Origin of the sequence: Bradyrhizobium sp. (assembly GCF_035309285.1) — a bacterium.
In the GTDB taxonomy this organism is placed as follows: Bacteria; Pseudomonadota; Alphaproteobacteria; order Rhizobiales; family Xanthobacteraceae; genus Bradyrhizobium.
On sequence record NZ_DATGFH010000064.1, the window covers coordinates 25,499 to 46,526 of the forward strand.

The 21,028-nt window shown below is 64.1% G+C and carries 23 protein-coding genes and 1 tRNA gene; 9 read left to right on the plus strand and 15 right to left on the minus strand.

Annotation, left to right across the window (positions count from 1 at the left end):
- Positions 1-13: 13 nt before the first annotated feature.
- Both VKR55_RS12840 and VKR55_RS12845 read right to left on the minus strand, forming a co-directional pair.
- Positions 14-694, minus strand: a complete 681-nt coding sequence (locus VKR55_RS12840; protein ID WP_324403756.1) for an alpha/beta hydrolase family protein — start codon at positions 692-694, stop codon at positions 14-16.
- A 4-nt stretch (positions 695-698) separates the two neighbouring features.
- Positions 699-1,358 carry a TetR/AcrR family transcriptional regulator gene (locus VKR55_RS12845; RefSeq protein WP_324403758.1) on the minus strand — a complete coding sequence of 220 codons (660 nt, stop codon included), beginning with the start codon at positions 1,356-1,358 and terminating at the stop codon, positions 699-701.
- Between the two features lie 90 nt (positions 1,359-1,448).
- Between VKR55_RS12845 and VKR55_RS12850 the strand changes: the two genes are divergently transcribed.
- Positions 1,449-2,393 (plus strand): SDR family NAD(P)-dependent oxidoreductase, encoded by a 945-nt coding sequence (locus tag VKR55_RS12850; protein WP_324403760.1) that lies wholly within the window; start codon positions 1,449-1,451, stop codon positions 2,391-2,393.
- Between the two features lie 54 nt (positions 2,394-2,447).
- Here VKR55_RS12850 and VKR55_RS12855 read toward each other — a convergent pair whose 3' ends face one another.
- The 3 genes from VKR55_RS12855 to VKR55_RS12865 form a co-directional block, all read right to left on the minus strand.
- A complete protein-coding gene (locus tag VKR55_RS12855) occupies positions 2,448-2,978 on the minus strand; it encodes a GFA family protein (RefSeq protein ID WP_324403762.1) in 531 nt (176 codons plus the stop codon).
- Positions 2,979-3,065: 87 nt separating this feature from the next.
- Positions 3,066-3,142, minus strand: a tRNA-Arg gene (locus tag VKR55_RS12860).
- A 107-nt stretch (positions 3,143-3,249) separates the two neighbouring features.
- Positions 3,250-3,432 carry a hypothetical protein gene (locus tag VKR55_RS12865; RefSeq protein WP_324403764.1) on the minus strand — a complete coding sequence of 61 codons (183 nt, stop codon included), beginning with the start codon at positions 3,430-3,432 and terminating at the stop codon, positions 3,250-3,252.
- A gap of 230 nt (positions 3,433-3,662) precedes the next feature.
- Here VKR55_RS12865 and VKR55_RS12870 point away from each other — a divergent pair, with 230 nt between their 5' ends.
- Positions 3,663-4,994, plus strand: coding sequence for a TAXI family TRAP transporter solute-binding subunit (locus VKR55_RS12870; RefSeq protein WP_324403766.1), 1,332 nt, complete (start codon positions 3,663-3,665; stop codon positions 4,992-4,994).
- A gap of 71 nt (positions 4,995-5,065) precedes the next feature.
- Here VKR55_RS12870 and VKR55_RS12880 read toward each other — a convergent pair whose 3' ends face one another.
- From VKR55_RS12880 to VKR55_RS12910, 7 genes are all read right to left on the minus strand, one after another.
- Positions 5,066-5,221 (minus strand): hypothetical protein, encoded by a 156-nt coding sequence (locus VKR55_RS12880; protein ID WP_324403767.1) that lies wholly within the window; start codon positions 5,219-5,221, stop codon positions 5,066-5,068.
- Positions 5,205-5,954, minus strand: coding sequence for an ABC transporter ATP-binding protein (locus tag VKR55_RS12885; RefSeq protein WP_324403770.1), 750 nt, complete (start codon positions 5,952-5,954; stop codon positions 5,205-5,207). Before VKR55_RS12885 ends, VKR55_RS12880 begins: the two co-directional genes overlap by 17 nt.
- Positions 5,954-6,688: an ABC transporter ATP-binding protein gene (locus tag VKR55_RS12890; RefSeq protein WP_324403772.1), complete on the minus strand. Its 735-nt coding sequence runs from the start codon at positions 6,686-6,688 to the stop codon at positions 5,954-5,956. The genes VKR55_RS12885 and VKR55_RS12890 overlap by 1 nt, the downstream gene beginning before the upstream one ends.
- Positions 6,678-7,634 carry a branched-chain amino acid ABC transporter permease gene (locus tag VKR55_RS12895; protein WP_324403773.1) on the minus strand — a complete coding sequence of 319 codons (957 nt, stop codon included), beginning with the start codon at positions 7,632-7,634 and terminating at the stop codon, positions 6,678-6,680. The genes VKR55_RS12890 and VKR55_RS12895 overlap by 11 nt, the downstream gene beginning before the upstream one ends.
- A gap of 262 nt (positions 7,635-7,896) precedes the next feature.
- Positions 7,897-8,751 (minus strand): branched-chain amino acid ABC transporter permease, encoded by an 855-nt coding sequence (locus VKR55_RS12900; protein WP_324403775.1) that lies wholly within the window; start codon positions 8,749-8,751, stop codon positions 7,897-7,899.
- Positions 8,752-8,800: 49 nt separating this feature from the next.
- Complete coding sequence (locus tag VKR55_RS12905) at positions 8,801-10,054, minus strand: ABC transporter substrate-binding protein (RefSeq protein WP_324403777.1); 1,254 nt, start codon at positions 10,052-10,054, stop codon at positions 8,801-8,803.
- A gap of 142 nt (positions 10,055-10,196) precedes the next feature.
- Positions 10,197-10,517 (minus strand): NIPSNAP family protein, encoded by a 321-nt coding sequence (locus VKR55_RS12910; protein WP_324403779.1) that lies wholly within the window; start codon positions 10,515-10,517, stop codon positions 10,197-10,199.
- A gap of 204 nt (positions 10,518-10,721) precedes the next feature.
- Between VKR55_RS12910 and VKR55_RS12915 the strand changes: the two genes are divergently transcribed.
- Positions 10,722-11,663, plus strand: coding sequence for a M28 family peptidase (locus VKR55_RS12915; protein WP_414642355.1), 942 nt, complete (start codon positions 10,722-10,724; stop codon positions 11,661-11,663).
- Positions 11,664-11,853: 190 nt separating this feature from the next.
- Here VKR55_RS12915 and VKR55_RS12920 read toward each other — a convergent pair whose 3' ends face one another.
- Complete coding sequence (locus VKR55_RS12920; protein WP_324403783.1) at positions 11,854-13,509, minus strand: tetratricopeptide repeat protein; 1,656 nt, start codon at positions 13,507-13,509, stop codon at positions 11,854-11,856.
- A gap of 182 nt (positions 13,510-13,691) precedes the next feature.
- On the opposite strand from VKR55_RS12920, the gene VKR55_RS12925 reads away from it, so the two are divergent.
- Both VKR55_RS12925 and VKR55_RS12930 read left to right on the plus strand, forming a co-directional pair.
- Positions 13,692-15,182 (plus strand): tetratricopeptide repeat protein, encoded by a 1,491-nt coding sequence (locus VKR55_RS12925; RefSeq protein ID WP_324403785.1) that lies wholly within the window; start codon positions 13,692-13,694, stop codon positions 15,180-15,182.
- A 297-nt stretch (positions 15,183-15,479) separates the two neighbouring features.
- On the plus strand, positions 15,480-16,037 hold the full coding sequence (locus VKR55_RS12930) for a hypothetical protein (protein WP_324403819.1): 558 nt from the start codon (positions 15,480-15,482) through the stop codon (positions 16,035-16,037).
- A 22-nt stretch (positions 16,038-16,059) separates the two neighbouring features.
- On the opposite strand, the gene VKR55_RS12935 is transcribed toward VKR55_RS12930, so the two are convergent.
- Positions 16,060-16,275, minus strand: a complete 216-nt coding sequence (locus VKR55_RS12935) for a hypothetical protein (protein ID WP_324403787.1) — start codon at positions 16,273-16,275, stop codon at positions 16,060-16,062.
- 192 nt (positions 16,276-16,467) lie between these two features.
- On the opposite strand from VKR55_RS12935, the gene VKR55_RS12940 reads away from it, so the two are divergent.
- Entirely contained in the window at positions 16,468-17,037 is a 570-nt protein-coding gene (locus VKR55_RS12940) for a YidB family protein (RefSeq protein ID WP_324403789.1), read from the plus strand.
- 41 nt (positions 17,038-17,078) lie between these two features.
- Positions 17,079-17,360: a GlsB/YeaQ/YmgE family stress response membrane protein gene (locus VKR55_RS12945; protein ID WP_324403790.1), complete on the plus strand. Its 282-nt coding sequence runs from the start codon at positions 17,079-17,081 to the stop codon at positions 17,358-17,360.
- Positions 17,361-17,471: 111 nt separating this feature from the next.
- Here VKR55_RS12945 and VKR55_RS12950 read toward each other — a convergent pair whose 3' ends face one another.
- Positions 17,472-18,257 carry an SDR family NAD(P)-dependent oxidoreductase gene (locus VKR55_RS12950; protein WP_324403792.1) on the minus strand — a complete coding sequence of 262 codons (786 nt, stop codon included), beginning with the start codon at positions 18,255-18,257 and terminating at the stop codon, positions 17,472-17,474.
- A 265-nt stretch (positions 18,258-18,522) separates the two neighbouring features.
- Between VKR55_RS12950 and VKR55_RS12955 the strand changes: the two genes are divergently transcribed.
- A complete protein-coding gene (locus tag VKR55_RS12955) occupies positions 18,523-19,590 on the plus strand; it encodes an acyl-CoA dehydrogenase family protein (RefSeq protein ID WP_324403795.1) in 1,068 nt (355 codons plus the stop codon).
- A 137-nt stretch (positions 19,591-19,727) separates the two neighbouring features.
- Positions 19,728-20,888 (plus strand): acyl-CoA dehydrogenase family protein, encoded by a 1,161-nt coding sequence (locus VKR55_RS12960; RefSeq protein ID WP_324403797.1) that lies wholly within the window; start codon positions 19,728-19,730, stop codon positions 20,886-20,888.
- Positions 20,889-21,028 lie beyond the last annotated feature (140 nt).

Here is a 21,028-nt window from a genome sequence, read left to right on the forward strand (position 1 = left end):
CGTTCTCCTCTTCTTATTTGGAGTTGATCGTATCGCACCACGCGACGAACGTATCCAGCATTTCCGTCATCACGTCGCTGTCCTTGCGCCCGGAGCGCGCCGGCACGTGAAAGGAATGATCGGCGCCTTCGATCAGGTGCAGCGTGGCGCGCGCGCCGAGCTTCTTGATAACGGGCTTGAGCAGATCGAGCCCGGCGAGCTTGTCGCCCGTGCCCTGCAAGAACAGCATCGGGACTTTCACGCCGGCGAGATGATCGGCACGCTCGCTGGAGGGTTTTCCGGCAGGGTGCAGCGGAAAGCCGAAGAAAGCGAGCCCCTGCACGCCATCGAGCGGCGCCTTGGCTTGCGCTTGCGACGTCATGCGCGCGCCAAAGGATTTGCCGCCGGCGACAAGCGGCAAGCCGGGATAATATTGCGCGGCGGCCGCGACCGCTGCACGGACGGCGGCATGCGCGATACCGGGCGGGTCGGGCCGCTTGCTGCCCTTCTCCATGTAAGGAAACTGGTAGCGCAGCGTCGCAATGCCGCGCTCGGCGAGGCCTGAAGCGACCGCCGCCATGAACGCATGCGTCATGCCGGCGCCCGCGCCATGGGCGAACACGAAGCCCGCGCGCGCGTGCTGCGGCCGCGTCAGCAGCGCGGAGACTGCACCCGCGCTACCAACCTCAATCTTGAGTGGTTCAGCCTCTTTCATCGCATCATGCCGATTTGGTGGGCCAGAGATATTCGAGCACCTGGCGCAGCGTCGCCATGATCTCGCGCCGGCCCTCGCCGAAGGCCCCGAACTTTCCTTCCAGCGCCAGCTTGGCAAAACCGTGCACCGTGGACCAGGCCACCGTGGCGGCGACCTTCGCCTGTTTCGCCGTCATGCCGGGCGGATGCGACGCCAATTCTTCCACGACAATCTCGAACTCGCGATGCGCCGCCTTGATCGACTGACGCAAACGCTCGTCGTCGGCGACCAGCCGCTTGTTCGAGAACATCATCTGGAACCGGCCGGGATAGGTCAGCGCGAAGTCGACATAGGCGAGGCCCTGGGCCTGCAGCTTCTGGTGATCGGTGCCCTTCTTCGCCGCCGCCTGCTTCAGCGCGGCTCCGAGCGCGTCATAGCCGCGGATCGCGACTTCCGTCAGAAGCCCCGGCGCGTTGCCGAAATGATGCGCTGGTGCGGCCGGCGACACGCCGGCGCGGCGCGCGGCCTCCCGCAGCGTGAAACCCTCCGCACCCTGCTCGGCCAGAATCTCCTCGGTCGCGGCGATCAACGCCTCCTGCAGGTCGCCGTGATGATATCCGCTCTCCGCCTCCGAGGGAGCACGGTTCCGTTTGTCGCGCGCAAGCATCGTCGCCTTTTTCGCCATTCTTAACTTGACACTGTTTAGATCGCGCCTATTGTAGACTTAACATTGTTAAGATTATCCTCTTCGCCCTCGCGTTTCGGGAGATGATACGTGCCGGATACTCAGGATAACACCGCGCCAAGCGGCGTAAAGCGCCGTCATCTGGTCGGCGGCGCGGCGCTCGGGATCGTTGCCGGCGCGGTGGGCGGCCTTGCCGGCGGCGTCGCGCTGGGGCAGGCGGCGACGCTGCCGCAGCAGAAACCCAGCGGCAAGCGCCGCTTCGAGAACAAGGTCGTGCTGGTAACCGGCGGCACCAGCGGCATCGGCCGCGCCGCCTCGCTGATGTTTGCGGCCGAGGGCGGCAAGGTCGCGTTCTGCGGCCGCAACATCGAGCGGGGCAAGCAGGTCGAGGATCAGATCCGCGAAAACGGCGGCAGCGCGATCTTCATCCGCGCCGACGTGCGCAACGAGAGCGAGGTGAAGGCGCTGATCGACCACAGCATCGAGACCTACGGGCAGCTCGATGTCGCTTTCAACAATGCCGGCATCTCCATCGAAAAGCCGCTGCATGACTATGCGGCGAACGAGTGGGACGACGTCATCAACACGGATTTGCGCGGCGTGTTCCTGTCGATGAAGTACGAGATTCCGCACATGCTCGAGCGCGGCGGCTCGATCCTGGTGACGTCGTCCTCGAATGCGATTGCCACGACGGCAAAGCGCTCGGCCTATTCGGCGGCGAAGCGTGGCCTCGTGGGGCTCGTCCAGGCCGCGGCGCTGGACTATGCGCAGCACGGCATCCGCGTCAACGCGCTGATCCCGGGCACCACGGAGACGCCGTTCATCCGTCGCCTCGCCGGCATGGAGAATGCGCCCGACGCGGTCTGGCACGTGGCGGTCTCGCAATGGGCCAAGACCCATGTGCCGGGCCTGCAGCGCGTCGCAACAGCGGAGGAAATTGCGGCGTTCGCGGTGACGCTTGCCTCCGACGACCATCCCTACACCACCGGCGGACAGTTCGTGATCGATGGTGGCAAGACCGCGCATGCGGGCTAGGCGCGTGGGCGCGCGGAAGAAGCGTCGCCAACGTCCAGCGGCGCGAGGCAATCCTCAGGGCACGCCTTCGATCGCGGGCCTGCGAAAACCCATCGCCAGCCACGCCAGCAGCAATTTCAGCATGAACTTGCCGGAGAGACCGCGATAGTTGGCCATGTCTTCCGGCAGATCGACGCCGTTGGGCCGCTCCGCGGTCATCATCCGCATGGTCGGCTGCGGTAAGCCGCCGGGAACGCGGTTGCGATAGACTGTGAGCCAATGCCCCCTCGTGAAATCGAGGAACATGGCCGTGTTGCAACATCGCGCATTCATGCGCCGGGTTGGCGATTCGGGTTTGAGCCGGTGCTCTTCCAGATGCTCGCTGCCGCTCACGCAACGCGCGCGGTCCTTCCGATAAAGGACGTAGTCGGTGCCACCATCTCTACCGAGAACTTCGTCGGCGCCCGGCAGCGCCTGAAGCCGCCGACCGACCTCCTGGCAGCTTGTGCAATAGCAGAGGCCGCGCAGGATCGGCGCGCCTGATATCTCCAGCCTGACCTTGCCGCAGCGGCAAGCTGCCGAGATGGTTCTGTCTCCACGGGACATGCTTGACTCGTTCCGCACCGCAGGCGCCCGACACGGCACAGAGTACGCGTCGGGCTACCCGGCTCTGCTCGCCCTTTAAAATTGAAGTGGCGATCCCGGCATGACTCGAACATGCGACCTACGGTTTAGGAAACCGCCGCTCTATCCAGCTGAGCTACGGGACCGACGGCCCGCTCATAGCAGAGCGGAGGCCCGATCGCCAGTGGCTCGCGGCCTCTCGCCCCGACCGCGCAACAGAGCGTTGCGGCCAAGTCGGCCTTTGCCGCCCCCGCTATTTCTGCTCGGCGACGTGCTTCAGCACGAGCGTGGAGAGCTGCGTGACCAGCGCGCGCAGCCGCGCATTTTCTTCCAATAGCCTGATGACGTCGTGATCGATATCGGTATCGAAACCGTCATCGTCCCCAAAACGCGATGGGTGAAGGGCATTACCCTTTGCCAGCGGATACGCGCCCATGACCGATACTCCTGAGATCGAACTCCGCCGAGCCCCGATTCGATAGGGTTCCAGCATGCCCTGAGTCGGCGTCGAAATTTGGACCGTCTGGTGGGGAAATTGAAGCGAAGGCGTGCTATCCTGTGGCCCGCTGACGCCCCGACTTTTCTGAAGGCAGGACGATGGCGAATTCAGGCGATTTGACCGGTGGGACTCAATCTCCACCTCGCGCCCGCAAGAGACAGAGTTCCGTGCTTCTGGTGGTCGCCGCCGGCTTGCTGCTGTTTGCCGTCACGGTGGGCGTCGCCTTCGTCCTGCTGCGTCCGGTCACCTTGAAAATCGCCGTCGGGCCTGCGGGCAGCGACGACGCGCAGATCATCCAGGGCCTGGCGCAGAATTTCGCGCGCGAGGGCAACGGGGTCCGGCTTTCCGTGACGACGACCGCAGGTCCCGTCGACAGCATCAAGGAACTCGCTAACGGCAATGCCGGACTCGCGGTGGCGCGCGCCGACGAGGAGATGCCTGAGGGAACCGAAGCGGTCGCGATCCTGCGCAAGAATGTCGTCGTGCTCTGGACGGCCGGAGCGCCGAAGGGCACCCCGCGCAGGGGCGCCAAGTCGAAGGTCAAGTCGATCAGCGACCTGCCTGGTCATCGCGTCGGCGTGGTCGACCGGACGGATGTGAACGCCAGGATGTTCCGCGTCATCCTGAAGGAGTCGGGCGTCGATCCCGACAAGGTCGAGGTCGTGCAATTTGGCCCCTCGCAGATCAACGACATGCTGAAGGACGCCTCCCTCAGCGGCTTCGCGGTCGTGGGTCCGATCGAGAGCAAGCTGGTCTCGGAGGCGATCGTCGGCACCGCGCGGCTGCGCGGCGAGCCGACCTTCCTGCCGGTCGACGTGTCGGAGGCGATTGCGGCGCGGCATCCGCTCTATGAGTCCGAGGAGATCCCGGGCGGCTCGATCACCACCTCGCCGGCCCGCCCGGACGACAAGGTGGAAACGATCGGCGTCGATCATCTGATCGTGGCGCCGAAATCCTTGTCGGAGACGACGGTCGGCGCGCTGGCGCGGCAGATCTTTACGGCAAAGCCTGAACTTGCACGCGAGGTTAAAGCCGCATCCAAGATCGAGAAGCCCGATACCGACAAGGACGCGGCGCTGCCCGCCCATCCAGGAGCCGCCGCCTATATCGACGGCACCGAACGCACCTTTATGGACAAATACAGCGACTACATCTGGGGCGTGGTGCTGTTGTTCTCGATCCTGGGTTCGGCGACGGCCGCGCTGCGCCACTTCATCCGCCGCGACGAGCGCAAGCTCAACATCCTGCACCGCGAGAAGCTCGTGGATGCGATCGCGCGGGCGCGGCGGATCGATACCATCGAGGAGCTCGACGCGCTGCAACGCGAGGCCGACGAGATCTTGCGTGAGACACTTGATTGCTACGACGATGGCGCGATCGACGAATCCGATCTTGCGGCTTATCACCTCGTGCTGGAGCAGTTTCATCACGCGGTCGTGGATCGCCGCGCCGCGCTTGGCGGGGCGCCCGTCAACCTGCCGCGAATGCGCGCGGGATAGTTTCAGCCGGTACTATTGCTGCGCGGGACAGCCCGGAAGATGGAACAAGGCGGCAAGCCCGCAGGGCGAGGTCAGCATCTTGTCCCCGTCATGACCGACGCCTTCGACGTCCCACACCCTGTGATGGGCGTGCCGTCGAGCGGCAGCGTGCCCTTGTCGCCGACTGCAAGGCGACCATCGGCCACGACCTTGACCGGCTGCTTGTGCGGGTCATGCCTTCGCTCCATTTCCGACACCAGCATCACCGCTCTTGATGCCGAGATAGATCTCCTGAACCTGCGCGTTCTGTTCGAGCTCCGAAGGCTTGCCTTCAAGCACTGTCCGGCCGGTCTGCAAGACATAAGCATAGTCGGCGATGTCGAAGGCGAGCTCCAACGACTGCTCGGCGAGCAGGAGCGTCAGGCCTTCGTCGTGCAGGCGGTGCAGCGTCTCATAGAGCGTTTCCACCACCGCCGGCGCCAGGCCGAGGCTCGGCTCGTCCAGCATCAGGAGTTTCGGCTCACTCATCAGCGCGCGGCCGACCGCGAGCATCTGCCGCTCGCCGCCCGAGAGCGTGCCGGCGAGCTGGTTGCGCCGCTCCTTCAGCCGCGGAAACAGCGCATAGACGCGCTCGAACAAAGCCGCCGCGCGCGAGCGATCCCTGAGCGACGTGGTGCCGAGGCGAAGATTCTGCTCGACCGTCTGCGACACGAAGAGCTGCCAGCCTTCGGGCGACAGCGCGAGCCCCTTGCTCACGATGGCATAAGCAGGCTGCCGGATGATCGCCTGCCCCTGCCATTCGATGGCGCCACCCGACGGCGACACCAGGCCCGCGATCGCATTCAGCGTCGTGGTCTTGCCGGCGCCGTTGGAGCCGACCAGCGCCACGACCGAGCCGAGCGGCACGTCGAGCGAGACGTCGGCGACCCCGATCAAATCGCCATAGCGCACCTCGAGATGGCGGATGCTCAAGCGCTCCATCAGGCCCGTCCCCTGCGCTTGCCGTGATTGCGGCCGAGATAGGCCTCGATCACGCCCTCGTCCTTGACGACATCCTCCGGCTTGCCCTGCGCGATCACGTGGCCCTGGTTGAACACGATCACGCGCGCGGCGAGCGTCATGATCACCTCCATGATGTGCTCGACAATGACAAGCGTGATGCCCATGCCGTGGATGGTGCGCAGCAATTCGACAGCACGCCGGATCTCGACGGGTGTCAACCCCGCCAGCGCCTCGTCGAGCAGCATCAGCCGCGGCTGAAGCGCGAGCACGCGCGCGATCTCCAGCCGCTTGCGGCCCGGCGTGCCGAGAATACGCGCGCGCTGATGCCGGACATTCGACAGGCCCGTGATCTCCAGCACCTCGAGCGCCCGCCTGCGCGCATCGGAGCGATGCGCGTGACGCAGGTAAGCGCCGACCTCGACATTTTCCAGCACGCTCATGTCCTCGAACGTCGCCGGCACCTGGAAGGTGCGACCGATTCCCGCGCGGGCGTGAACATCGGGCGAGGCACGGGTGAGGTCGACACCGTCGAAGCTGACCGTGCCCGCGGTCGGCACGACGTCGCCGGCGAGGCAATTGAAGAAGGTCGACTTGCCCGCGCCGTTCGGACCGATCAAACCGATGATCTCGCCCTCGTTGACGGTGAGATCGGCATTGCGCACGGCAAAGAAGCTGCCGAACGCCCGCGACACACCCTTGGCTTCAAGCAGCATGGCGCGCCCTCCAGCGGATCGAGAGGTGATGCCAGAACTCGTAAAGCCCGCCCGGCTCGAAGCGCGCCAGCAGAACGATGATGCCGCCATAGAGGATATAGGTGAGGCCGGAGCCGCCGCCGCCGAACCAGGTGTTGGTTGCGGCCTGCAACGGCACCAGGATCAGCGCGCCGACCAGGGGCCCAAACAGCGTGCCGGCGCCGCCGAGCGCAGCCGTGATCAGCATCTGCACGGAGACGAGCAGGCCAAAACCGCTCTCGGGATCGATGAAGCCGGTCTTGATCGAATAGAGCGAGCCCGCGACCGAGGTGAAGGCTGCGCTCAGCATCAACGCTTTCAGCTTGGTCTGCCGCACCGGCACGCCGAGGCTCGCAGCGGCGCGCTCATTGGCGCGAATCGAGCGCAGGTAGGAGCCGAAGCGGCTGCGCTGCACCTCGAAGGTAATGTAAAGCACCACCGCGAGCACGCCGAGGAAGATGTAGTAGTAAGGCAACTCGCCGCGGAACGTGAGGTCCCACCAGCCGCGGCCCACCGCAGGCCCCTGCAATCCGATGGCCGCGCCGAGATAATCCACGGTGCCGACATAGATGCGGATCAGTTCGGCGACCGCGATCGTGGCCATGCTGAAATAATGGCCGCGCAGGCGAAAGGTCGGATAGCCGATTGCAGCGGCCAGGATCACGCTCAGCCCCATCGCGATAGGGACGCCGATCACCGGCGGCCACAGGCCATGCTGATAGACGAGCAGCGGCACATAGGCACCGATGCCGAAGAACATGCCATGACCGACCGAGACCTGGCCGGCATAGCCGCCGACGATGTTCCAGGCCGAGGCGGAGATCGCCGCCAGCAGCACGGCGACGCCGATGTCTTGATAGAAGGGATCGTTGAGAACGAAGGGAAAGAGGATCAGCAAAGCCAAAAGGGCGGGGATGGTGATCTTCACGCGTTCCCCCTAAGGCGGTTGCTTTCTGCTCCAATCAAGCCGCACGACGGTATCACCTCTCCCCGATGGGGAGAGGTCGGCGCCAACGGGTCCGCGCGAAGCGCGGCCCGATGACAGGCTCCGCGCCGGGTGAGGGGCCGCAGGTCCCACGAGAGAGCCGAACCCCTCACCCGGATTGCATCTAGCGATGCAACCCGACCTCTCCCACAAGGGGAGAGGTGAACCGCTCGCGTCTCGCCAATTTTACGTGGGAACGTCATGCCTAGATCTTGCCCATGAGACCCTGCGGGCGAAGCCACAGTAGCGCGGCGAACAGCGCGTAGACCACGATATCCTTGTAGATCGGACCGAGCCAATAGGCCGACAGCGCCTGCAAGAGCCCGATGATCAAGCCGGCATAGAGCGCGCCGGGCACGCTGCCGAAGCCGCCGAGCGTCACCACCACGAACGCGGTCAGCCCAAATGTTTCGCCAACCGACGGCGACCACGGATAGGACATCGCCATCAAGGAGCCGGCGATGCCGGCGCTCGCCGCAGCGAGACCCCAGGCCAGCGCCTGCATGCGATCCGGGCGGATGCCCATCAGCATCGCGGCATTGCGGTCCTCGGCGACCGCCAGCAGCCGGCTGCCGACAAAGGTACGCGTCAAGAGCAGATGCAGCGCAACGGTGAGCACGATCGCGACCAGGCCCGCCAGGAGCTGGGCGCCCGGCACCAGGATCCCGCCGATATTGTAGATGCCGAAGGTATCTTGCGGCAGCGACACGATGTTGGCGGAGAACACGTAGAACGCGGTGTAACGGAGCAGCAGCGCAAGCCCGAAGGTCGAGAGGATCTGCGCCATCATCGGCCCGCGGATCACATGGCGGATCAGCGCGAAGTAAATGAAGATCCCGATCGTGGCGAGCGCGCCGGCGGCGAGAAAGCTGAACACCGTGGGCCCGCCGCCGAGCGAGGTGACCACGACAAGCGCGACATACATTCCGAGCATTACGAACTCGCCATGCGCGAAATTGATGAAGTTCATCATCCCCCAGATCAGGGTCAGCCCTGCCGAGAACAGGGCGTAGATGGCCCCGAGCAGGAGACCACCGACGATGACCTGCATCAGCAGCATGGCGCGCTCTCAGGTTCGGGCTTGGGTTCGTGCAGGAAATAATCCGGCACTACTTCCAGCCCTTCATCGGCCATTCGAGCTTTGTCTCGGCCGCGCTGTCCGGCCAGACCAGCTTGTAGGCCTGGTCCTTGAGCTGGATCAGATAGGTCGCGGCCAGGATGTTCTGCCCCGTCTGGTCGAACTTGATGCCGTTATAACCCATCATGAGCTGGGCGGGCTTGAGGTCGGTCTTGGAGAGCGCCTCGCGGATCTTCTCCGGATCGGTCGAGCCTGCGCGGTTGATGGCTTCGCCGAGCGCCAGCATGGCCTGCATGTTGCGCGCGCTGGTGTCGTCTAGGTCGCGGCCGGTCTTGGCCTTGTACATCTCGTTGATCTTGTAGGTGGTCGATCCCGGCTTGCCGATGTCCCAGGCGCTGCGGTTCATCGCGCCTTGCGCGATATCGTGCACCGCCGGGATAAAGGACGGATCGGAGAAGCCGGAATCGTCGCCGATCACCATCGGCGGCAGATAGTCGAGGTTATGCATCGTCTTCATGTAGAGGATCGAGTCGGAGGTGTAGCTGATGAAGATGATCGCGTCGGGCTTCTTCTCCTTGAGCTGCAACACCTGCGGCCCGACGTCGGTGGCATTCGCGCTGTAGGGAATGCGGAGCGCGACGTTGATGTTGGACTTCTTGGCCTCCGCCTCGACCGCATCTGCCACCGAGGTGCCGTAGTCGGTGTTCTCGTTGACGATCGCGATCGAATTGATGGTCTTGCCCTGCTTCTTCATGTCGGCGAAGAAGCGCATATAGGTCGCGGCATAGTCGCTCGCGATCGGGGTAACGCGATAGACCCATTTGAAGCCGCGGCCGGTGATGTTCAGCGCCGCGGAATCGCCGACCATGAATGGGATGCCGTAGCGCTCGCCGACCGCGGTCGCCGTCAGCGAACAGGACGACTGATAGGCGCCGAACAACACGTTGACCTTGTCCTGGCTGACGAGCTTCAGCGCCTGCTGCTGCGCGACGGAAGGGTTACCCTGGTGGTCGACAAAGACGAGTTCGATCTTGGCGCCGCCAAGGCCAGGCAGGCCTTCTTCCGCGGCAAGCGGAATGTTGGCGAGCTCGGGATGCTTGCCGTTGATGATCTCGGCCGCGACCTCGACCGCGGCCTTGGAGGCCTGGCCCGCCGCCGCGGCGTTGCCGGTCAGCGGAAACAGCACGCCGATCTTGACCGTGCCGGCGGCAAACGCCTGCGGCGCGGCCATCGATGTCAACGCAACCGCGGCGAGCGCCGCGAGCGTGACTGCAATTTTCCTCATCCTGCTCTCCCTGAAATCGCTGTTGTTTTCCGATCGTCCGAGCCTGCTTTCCGCCTTTCCCGGACGCTTACCCGTCAGCCTAGCCTGCCCCAGGTTTTCGGGCATCCTAGCCAAAATGCGTAAACCCCGCGGCCAGCCGTCCTTATTTGATCGGCGAGAAGCGCACCGGCATCACGATCTTGCTCTCCTGATGCATCAGAGCGCCAAGCTCCTCGTTGCGGCGCATGAATTCATGCCAGGCGGGGTCCTTCATCATGTCGGCCCGGCGGCGCTGCCGCTCGTTCAGATCGTCAAAGCCCCAGAGATGGATGACCTGGTTCAGCGTGCCCATTTCGGTCTGAAAGAAGCCGATCAGGTTGCCGAGATATTTAAGCTGCACCGGCAGCCCGTACTCCTCGTAGAGCGCGAGCCATTTCGACATTTTCAGCGGATGAAACGTATAGGTCCGGTGATCGATATACATGCCCGCTCCCACCCGGTTTCGTTCTTGTTGGCGCGCGGCCTGAGCGCCCGCGGCGCAGATTAATTCAGCCCGTTGCCACCGAGTCAACGTGACATCGGAGCGCCGCGAGCGATCACACTCTCGTTCAGGCCCTGACAATTCCGCTACCCGGCAGCGAAGCGATAGTCTATGACCGCGAACGAAAACAACCGGAACAGTTCGATGATGCCCAGAGCCGCCCGCCTCCGCCTGACAAAATTCGCCGCGGCGACGGCTTTTCTGCTACTCGCGCTTCCCGTGAGAGCCGAGGTGCAGACCGATCTCTGGGACGGCAAGCGCGCGCTCGACATCATCGTGCAGCTCCTGAAATTCACGCCGCGCTCGATGGAGACGCCGGGCCACCAGCAGACCATCGATTACATCACCTCGGAATTGTCGAAGACCAAATTCAACACCATCAAGACCCAGCGCTGGGCCGAGCGGGCCGCAGGCAGGACCATGGCGATGACCAACATCGTCGCCCGCCTCAACCCCGACAATCCGCGCCGGGTGATCGTCGCCACCCACTACGACAGCATCATCAAGGCCTATCGCGATCCCAAGAACCCGAATGCGCCGATGCCCGGCGCCAACAATTCGGCGTCCGGCGTCGCCGTGCTGCTCGAGACGGCGCGTGTGATCTCGCTGTTGCCGGACCCGCCAGTCGGCATCGACTTGATCTTCTTCGACGGCGAGGAAGGCGCGATCTCGATGGGCGCCGGCGATCCGAATTTCAGGCCGGTCGGCTCGGCCCATTTCGCCGAGCATCTCTCGGACTTTTATCCGAACGCCAAGCCTGAGAAGGCGCTCGACTTCGACATGGTCTGCGACAGGGATTTGCACCTCAAGCGCGAGCCCTCCTCGATCGCCTCGGCCGGCGCGGAGGTGAAGAAGTTCTGGGACATCGGCATGAAGACCGCGCCGCAAGCCTTCGAGATGACGCGCACGCCCTACACGATCGAGGACGATCACACCAATCTGCAGCAAGCCGCGATCCCAAGTTTCCTCGTGATCGATTTCGAGTACGAGCCCTACTACAATACGCTGCAGGACACGCCCGACAAATGCTCGACGAAGAGTCTCGAGGCGGTCGGGCGGACACTGCTGCAGTATCTTTATTTGCCGTAAGCTAACGTACCTTCTCCCCTTGTGGGAGAAGGTGGCGCGCGAAGCGCGCCGGATGAGGGGTTGCCTCAGCGCATTCGAAATTAGAGATGTGCACCCGCGGAGAGATACCCCTCACCTGGAACGCATCTTCGATGCGTTCCGACCTCTCCCACAAAGAGAGAGGTGAACCGTCATCGCGGTACCAATTCTGCTACCCCGCCTTCTCCGCACGCTGCGCCAGCAGCCTGTCGAACGCTAGCTTGATGGCGTGGACATACTGGTCCTTGTAGGGGAACGCCTCGTTGTGCTCATGCACCAGCATCGAGGCGTTGACCTCGAACACGACGAGATGGCCTTCACCGTCGAGGGCGCAATCGATGCCGAAGAAATCGAGCCCGATGCGGCTCCGGATCGCGCGCAGCGTTTCGATGTGCGCCGGCGTGAACACCGCTGAGGGATTGGCGAGGAACGCCGCTTCCTCCTGTTGCATCCATTCATGATCGGCCATGTCGGTCGAATCATGATGCAGCTTCCAGTCACGGCCGATCGCCAGATGATAGGGCAGGATGTCCTGGCCGGCGAAGATGAAACGGTATTTGCGGAAGTAGCCGTCGCGCGATGCATAGTCGACGTATTCGATCAGGTAGTGATCGCCCTCGCGCGGCCTGAGATATTGCGCGAGTGCCTCGGCATTCTCGACCTTCTCGAAATCGTCGCCGCCATGCGTGCCCGCGGGCCGCACCAGCAGCGGGAACGAAAACCTTGCCTGCGCCTCGCGCACCGCGTCCGAAACATCGCGGCCCGAAGGCAAGCGCAGGATATCGGGAACGCGGCAGCCGGCAATTCCCGGCAACAGGGTGGCGACTTCGTCGCGCGTCGTGCGCCCGACCTTGCCGGGATCGTTGATCACCGGCTTGCCGAGCCACGTGACCAGTCCGGCTGCCATCGGCAGCACGGTTTGGGCCTGGTCGGCATCCGAGATCAGGTTGACGACAAGATCGAATTCGCCGAGCGCTTTGAGATCGGCCTCCGAGCCGTCGAACAGCGCCAGCGTGTCGGTGTCGTAGCCGGCGTCCTTGAACAGATATTCGGCCGGTGTGTTGCCGGCAAACGGCGCATACAGCGCGAGCACGCGAAAATCAGCCGGCGATTTGATCGCGCGCCTTCTGATCAGCGGCTGAATCTGCGCCGCGGCCGCATAGGCCGCCCGCGCCGCGTCGAGATCATCAAGCCTCTGGCGGATGGCGCCGATCCAGTAGAGGCTCTCGGCATCGCGCGGGTTCAGCGCGACCGCCTTGTCGAAATGATCGAGCGCGGCTTCGATCTCGTTGAGCTCATGGCAGGCCTTGCCGAGTTGGTGCTGCACGGTGCTGTCCATCGGCCGCTCCTCGGCGAGCTCCGACAACAGCGACTTGGCGACGACCATCTGGTCGGTCGCCATCAGGGCCTGCGCCAGATTGGTGCGCGTCGGCCAATGCTTGGCGTTGGTCTTCAGTGCCTGCAGATAGAACGCAATCGCGCCCTCGGCATTGCCGCTCTGCATCTGCACATTGCCGAGATTGCACCAGCAGGCGGTCAGGTGCGGCGCGATGCGCAGCGCCGCGGTGTAGTTCAGGCCCGCAAGATCGAGCTGCCCGCGGACCATGTGGGCGTTGCCGAGCTTGGCATGCAGCTCGGCCTTGGTCGCCATGGCCAGATGATTGGAGGTGTCGTTGCCCGCGGCATCGAGCCCACGGCGATAGGCGGCGATCGCCTCATCGAGCCGTCCGGCGCTGTGAAGTTCCTGACCCGCCACAAGGTGTTGCACCATTGGCAGGCGAATCATGTCTTCGGCGGAAGGCGTTGTGGCGGTGGGGCTGAAGGTCACGGCAATCACTCATCGCAGGGATCGGTTAACCATGACGAGCAGTGGTAAACAAAACCCTTCCAAATCAGGCAGGGCGCCATCTGGTGTGCACTAAACTTCCGTCATTTCCCAGAATAGCCACGCGGCGGACGAATCAGCCGGCCTTGGTGTAAGCCGGGCTGGTCGACTGATGGGAACCCCTCATGAACGCACGCAAGAGCACGGCCGCCCTGCCTGAGCTGGCAACGGGCGCCTGGGCGCCGCGTCTTGCACAGGAACAAAGGCTGAAGGAGCTGGACGCGCGGCTGGCGCAGCCTGCAGGCGATACAATCAACACCGAGATCGAGCGCGCAGTGCTGCTCGCCGCGCTCAACCGGCATCAGGAGGCGCAGCAGGCGTTTGTCGGCATTTTGCGCCGCGCGCCAACCCATTTCGGCGCGCTCAACGAGTTCGGAAACCTGCTCACCAGGATGGGCGCGATCGAAGCTGCGTGCCGCGTTTATGCCGAGGCGATCCTGCATCATCCCGACAATCCGCTGGCGCGGGTGAACCTTGCGAACCTGCTGCTGCGCGCCACGCGCTATGCGGAAGCACGCGAACACTACGAGCTCGCGCTCAAGGCCGACCCTGACCATGCCGAGGCGCATCAGGGGCTGGGAGCGGCGCTCGCCGATCTCGGCGACCGCGCCGGAGCGCGCGAGCACTTCAAGCGAGGATTTCGCGGCCACGCGGTCTCGACGCTCCCCTATCGTGGCGACACGCCGCCAATAAGATTGCTGCAGCTCGTCTCCTCCGGCGGCGGCAATATCCCCAGCGGGCTCTTTCTCGACGATACGCGCTTCCTCACCACCGTCGTCGTTGCCGATTATTTCGATTCCGCGACGCCGCTGCCGTCGTATCAGCTCATCTTCAACGCGATCGGCGATGCCGATCTTTGCGAGCCGGCGCTTGAAGCCGCATCGCGCATCGTCGCCGGCGCCACCGTGCCCGTGATCAACGATCCCCGCGCAGTCATAAAGACCGGGCGCATCGGCAATTCCGAGCGCCTGCGTGGCATCGCGGGCGTACAAACCGCGCGCACGGTTGCGATCGCGCGCCACGTGCTGGCCGGCGCGGAAGGCGCTCGCGCGCTGGCGGAGCAGGGCTTCTCATATCCCCTGCTGTTGCGTTCGCCCGGCTATCACACCGGGCGCAATTTCATCCAAGTTGAAACAGCCGCCGATCTGCCTGCGGCAGCGCAGAGCCTGCCCGGCGAGGAATTGCTCGCGATCGAATATCTCGATGCCCGCGGACGCGACGGCAAGGCGCGAAAGTTTCGCGTGATGATGATCAGCGGAAGGCTCTATCCCTTGCATCTTGCGATCTCGCAAAGCTGGAAGGTGCACTACTTCACCTCCGACATGGCCGATCAGCCCGACCATCGCGTGGAAGAGATGAAATTCCTTGAGGATATGCCGGGGACGCTTGGCGCAAGGGCGATGCGCGCACTCAAAACGATCCAGGCGACGCTCGGCCTCGACTACGCCGGTATCGATTTTGGTCTTGCGCCGGACGGCGGCCTGCTGCTGTTCGAGGCCAACGCCACCATGGTGATCGCCAAGCCCGGCCACGATGCGCATTGGGCCTACCGGCATCGCGCCATCGACCGCGTGCTGGAGGCGGTGGTTGCGATGCTGATGGACAAAGCGGCGTGAGGAGCCGCGCGAAGCTGACATCACCTGTACACGACAGGAAGCCTACCCTATCCGCTTGGCCGCCGACACCGCGACGCAGATGCGCGACAAGTCCGAAATGCGGCGCGGGTCAAGCAAAAAGCGTCTCATCCACATCCCAAAATTGCCACTGTAGGAACCAGCACGCCGCAAAATGGTAACAATTCGTGGCAATCGTGGCGCCGCGCTTCGTCGGGCAACGGAGCGCCTCGCTGGGGAACTTTGTCTGTGATTGCATCGCGTACCGCGGCGATTGTTGTCGCCGGCTTCGCAACTGTTATGGTGCTGCACCTTTCGCGCGTATCCGCGCAATGGTGGCATCGTGCGCCGGCCGATTTCGAGGAATGCGCCGAGGCGGCCAACAAATCCGCGACACAGGAAGAGAAGACGGCGGCGCTCGCCCAGTGCAGCTCGAAATTCGCCGGCCGCCGCAAGCCCGGCGGTGGCTACACCTATTACGACTTCATGCAGGACCGCAGCTTCGACATCGCCGGTCCTAATCCGACGCCGGAAGAGCAGAAATACATCGACGAGCAGTACTCGCTCTATCTGGAGAAGCAGCGGCGCAACAACATCGCCGCCGCCTTGGCCAAGCAGCAGGAATTGCAGATCGAGCAGGCGTCGCTCAAGAGTGAGATCACCGGCAAGATCCCGGTGCCACAGGAGCGGCCCAAAGTGCTGCAACAGCCGCAAACCGCCGGCGAAGCGAGGCCGCGCCTGCGCGGAAATACCTGCCCGCGCCACACTTTCTCCTGCGAATGGCCGCGGCTGTCGGCAACCGTCAACGACTTGAAGCGGCTGTTCTCGTCTTCGCCCGGCAGGGCGAAGAAGGGTTGACGCGAAAGTCAGGCGGGACTTCTCAATGCTTCCGCTTGACGTGACGCCGCCGTGCCGCCCACGCGGTCGGCGCAGGGTCGACGACCGATGGGGTCGCCGCTATCGCCTTGCGGCTCTCCTGTAGCCGTGCGTCATAGCCCGGCGATGGCACGACGGTCGGCGGCGCGGCGACAGCCGGCGCGACTGCACCCACCATGAGCAAGGCCGCTGCGGCGGAAGCTGTCCATAGCCGATTCATGTTGCGCCTCCCACGATGCCCTGCGGATAGCATCGCCTTATCGATGGCAATCTTTTAAAGCCAATTCAAGGCTTCTGCCCTGGCGGGCTTTCTTTATCCTGGTGGCGCCTGCCTTGCGTCCCGGCGGGGCGCGCCTTGTAACCGTCATGACCCGTCAGTATGTTTTTGCCCGCGGGGCTCAAGGAGGCAGCAATGGGTTTACTTGATGTCATCAACGGCATGCAGCAGGGCCCGCGGGGCTCGAGCACGCCGAGCACGCAATCCTCCGGCGGCATGTCGCCGATGACCATGGCGATCCTCGGCCTGCTCGCCTGGAAGGCCTTCAAGCATTTCACCGCGACCAACCCCGGCGCGAGCCCCACGCAGGCGCCGGCGCCTGCGCAGGTCCCTTCAGTGGGCGGTACGGGCGGCGGCGGAGGTCTTGGCGACGTGCTGAAGGGACCGCTAGGCGGCATTCTCGGCGGCGCTGCAGCGGGCAGCGTGATCTCCGGCGGGCTCGGCGACCTGCTCAAGCAACTGCAACAGGGCGGCCATGGCGACACCGCCAATTCCTGGGTCGGCAATGGGCAGAACAAGGCGATCTCACCCGGCGATCTCGCGAGCGCGCTGGGGGCCGACCAGATCGACTCGCTGGCTTCCCAGAGCGGCATGTCGCGCGACGATCTGCTCAACGGCCTCAGCCAGTATCTGCCACAGGTGATCAATCATCTGACGCCGGACGGACGGCTGCCGACGGACGACGAGGTATCGGGCCGGCTTTGAGGGGCACGAGCCAGAGTTGATCTTACGTAAGGGAGCACATCATGAGCCTCGGCGGCCTTATCTACATCATCATCGTCGGCTTCGTCGCCGGCATCATCGCGCGCTTTCTCTCGCCAGGGCCGAACAATCCGTCCGGCTTTATCCTGACCACGATCCTCGGCATTGTCGGCGCGTTCCTGGCGACCCTTATCGGCCAGGCGATCGGCCATTATGGCCCCGGCCAGGGCGCCGGCTTCATCACCGCCACCATCGGCGCGCTGGTCGTGCTGTTCATCTGGAACCGGCTCGTCGCGAGCGGCGTGATCCGGGATTATAATAGATAGAGGCGCGTTAGAGCGTCATTGCGAGGAGCGCAAGCGACGAAGCAATCCACACTATCTCCGCGGCGAGATTTCTGGATTGCTTCGCTTCGCTCGCAATGACGGACCAAGCCGTCACTGAGCCAAATGCATCCCCGCGTCCATGCGCACCAGCTCGCCGGTCATGTTGCTCGACGCCGGCGTGGCGAGGAAGCACACGACTTGCGCGATATCGTCCGCCGACGAAGCGACCTTGAGCGGCACGCGCGCGATCACGCTGTCGCGGACCTGCTTGGCGCCGGCTTCGCCCCGGCCCTTGGTGAACCAGGGCGTGTCGATATAGCCGGGACAAACCGTGTTGACGCGGATGAGCGGCGCCAGCGCGCGCGACAGCGACAGCGTCATGGTGTTGAGCGCGCCCTTGCTTGCGGCATAGGCGACCGACGAGCCGCCGCCCGAAATGCCGGCGACCGAGGAGACGTTGACCACCGCCGCCGGCTTGCCTGTCGCCCTGGCGCTGGCTTCCAGCAGCGAGCGCGCCGCGCGCACCATCTGGTACGGTCCGATGGTGTTGACGCCGAAGATGCGCTGGAAGTCTTCCGCCGAAAGCTGATCCAGCTTGTCATGGGCGACATGCTTGGTGGTGCCGGCATTGTTGACGAGCGCGTCGAGCCGACCCCAGGGCGCCGCGGCGGCAACGATCTTCTTGCAATCCTCGTCGCGCGACACATCGCCCTGGACTACCAGGACCTCGGCAGCGCCGGCCTTGCGGCAGGCTTCCGCAGTCGCTTCCGCCTCGTTCTTGCTGTTGGAATAGTTGACCACGATGCGCGCGCCGCCCCTGGCCAGAATACTGGCGGTCGCCGCGCCCAGGCCCGACGCCGAGCCTGTCACGATCACGCACAAGCCATCCTTCGACATCCGTTTCCTCTTGTTGTTTTGAACCGATCCGACCTCGGTCGCGCTGTACCATACCACGGGGCGAAATGCGAAACTCCGCATCACGGAATGGATGCCCATCATGCCAGCCCCGCAGGCGTGCATACCGACATCTGCCTTGTCAGGGGGGTGGCTTTTCCCCATCATCGGGCGCAAGAAGAAACGGCGCCGCCCGCCTTTGCTCGCGCGAGGGTTTGCGGACACGCCAGGCCAACTATGGCCCCGCCATACAAGATCGAGGAACGCCGTGTCGGAGAGTGAGAACATCGTCGTCGAGACCGCCGAGAAGATTTTTGGCGATCTCGCCGACGCCCAAACCATCAACCATGACAAGGAAGGCAAGTGGAAGGCGCCGCTGTGGCGTGCGCTGACGGAGGCCGGCCTGCCGCTGTCGTGGGTGCCGGAAGATATGGGCGGCGCGGGCGCCTCACTGGCCGAAGGCTTTGGCGTGCTGGGTGCGGCCGGACGCTTCGCCATCGCTGTTCCGCTCGCCGAAACCATGCTGGCCGGATGGCTCCTGGCGCAGGCAAAGATCTCCTCGCCCGAAGGCGAGATGACGGTCGCGCCCGCAAGCCCCAAGGACCGTGTCACGCTCAATGCCGACGGCACCCTCACCGGCCGCGCCCGCGGCGTGCCTTTTGCAAAAGCCGCCAGGCACATTGCGGTGCTGGCGCACGGCGCGAATGGCGTGTCGGTCGCGCTGGTCGAGGCGAGCAAACTGCGCATCGAAGCCGGCCTAAACCTCGCCAACGACAATTCGGACACCGTGACCTTCGAGAAGGTCACGCCATCAGTCGTCAAGGCCGCGCCAAAAGGCTGCGACCAGGCGGCGCTGATGCTGATGGGCAGCGTGGTGCGTTCGCTCCAGATCGCGGGCGCGCTCGAATCGATGCTCGATATCAGCGTGCGCTACTCCAACGAGCGCATCGCGTTCGAGAAGAAGATTTCAAAGTTCCAGGCGGTGCAGCACAACCTTGCGAAACTCGCGGGCGAATCCGCAGCCGCGCTCGCTGCTGCCACTTCAGCCGCCGACGCCATCGCAAGCAACGCATCGTTCGATGACGACGCGGTGTTCCTCGAAGCGGTCGGCGCAAAGATCCGCTGCTCTGAAGCGGCCGAGAAGGGTGGCGCCATCGCCCACCAGGTGCATGGCGCGATCGGCTTCACCATCGAGCACATCCTGCATCGCTTCACGCTGCGCGCGCTGTCCTGGCGCGACGACTTCGGCTCGGAGAGTTTTTGGGCGGTCAAGCTCGGCGAGCGCGTCGCAGCGCGCGGTGCCGATGAATTGTGGCCGCTGGTCGCCTCCCGCTAAAGCGCGATGATTTGAGGATGAGTCATCGTCGCGCTTTAGCTTATTGTTTGCGCATGATCTTTTCGGAAAACCGCTTCACACTTTTCCGGATCATGCGCTAGAGCCGAAAAACGAGATTTGAGAGACCGAGAACGATCATGACCGCAGCCCTTCGTTTCGACCCGATCCGCCTGCCGGAGAAATGCGTGCAGCTCCGTAAGGAAGTGCGCGCCTTCCTCGCCGAAGAAATCGCCGCCGGCACCTTCTCGCCGTTCAAGGTGAACCGCGAGGACACCGACGTTCCCGCTTTCTGCCGCAAGGTCGGCGAGCGCGGCTGGATCGGCATGACCTGGCCGAAAAAGTATGGCGGGCATGAACGCTCGTTCCTCGAGCGCTACGTCGTCACCGAGGAGATGCGGGTCGCCAACGCGCCAACCCGGCGCTTCTTCGTCGCCGACCGCCAGAGCGGGCCGGTTCTCCTGAAATATGCCCCCGAGCACATCAAGATGGACATCCTGCCGCGCATCTGCCGCGGCGAGCTCTGCTTTGCCATCGGCATGAGCGAACCGAACTCCGGCTCGGATCTGTTCGCGGCAAAGACGCGCGCGACCAAGACCGACGGCGGCTATCTCGTCAACGGCACCAAGATCTGGACCTCGTCGGCGCATATCGCCGACTACATGATCGCGATCTTCCGCACCTCACCGCCGACCAAGGAAAACCGCCGCCACGGCCTGACCCAGTTCCTCGTCAAGATGAAGCAGCCGGGCATCAAGGTGAACCCGATCGGCCAGATCACCGGGCAATACGAGTTCAACGAGGTCGTCTTCACCGACTATTTCGTCCCCGATGATCATGTGCTGGGCGAGATCGACGGCGCCTGGAAGCAGGCGACCAGCGAGCTTGCCTATGAGCGAAGCGGGCCAGAGCGTTTCCTCGAAACCTATTACGTGCTGACCGAGCTCGTGCGCGCCGTCGGCAACAAGCCGGATGTGCGCGCGGCCGAAGGCATCGGCCGCCTGGTGGCGCAGGTGCACACCATGCGCCGCATGTCGGTGTCGGTTGCCGGCATGCTGCAGGCCGGCAGGGAGCCGGTGGTGGAAGCCTCCATCGTCAAGGACATCGGCACGGTGTGGGAGCAGCAATTGCCGCACCGCGTGCGCGATCTCGCCGCCTTTGTCGAGGAAGAGGCGAGCAACCGCGACACGCTGGAGAAGCAATTGTCGTTTGCGATCAAGACTGCGCCGAAACTCACCATCCAGGGCGGCACCACCGAAGTCCTGCGCGGCATCATCGCGCGCGGGCTGGGCTTGCGCTAGCTGATGAGTCCGAAGGTCGCGCGGCAGCCTCTCTCCACCTCTCCCATAGGGAGAGGTCGCGCCGAAGGCGCGGGTGAGGGGTTACGCTCCATCGATGGACCTGACGCCCTCACCCGGATTGCATCTGCGATGCAATCCGA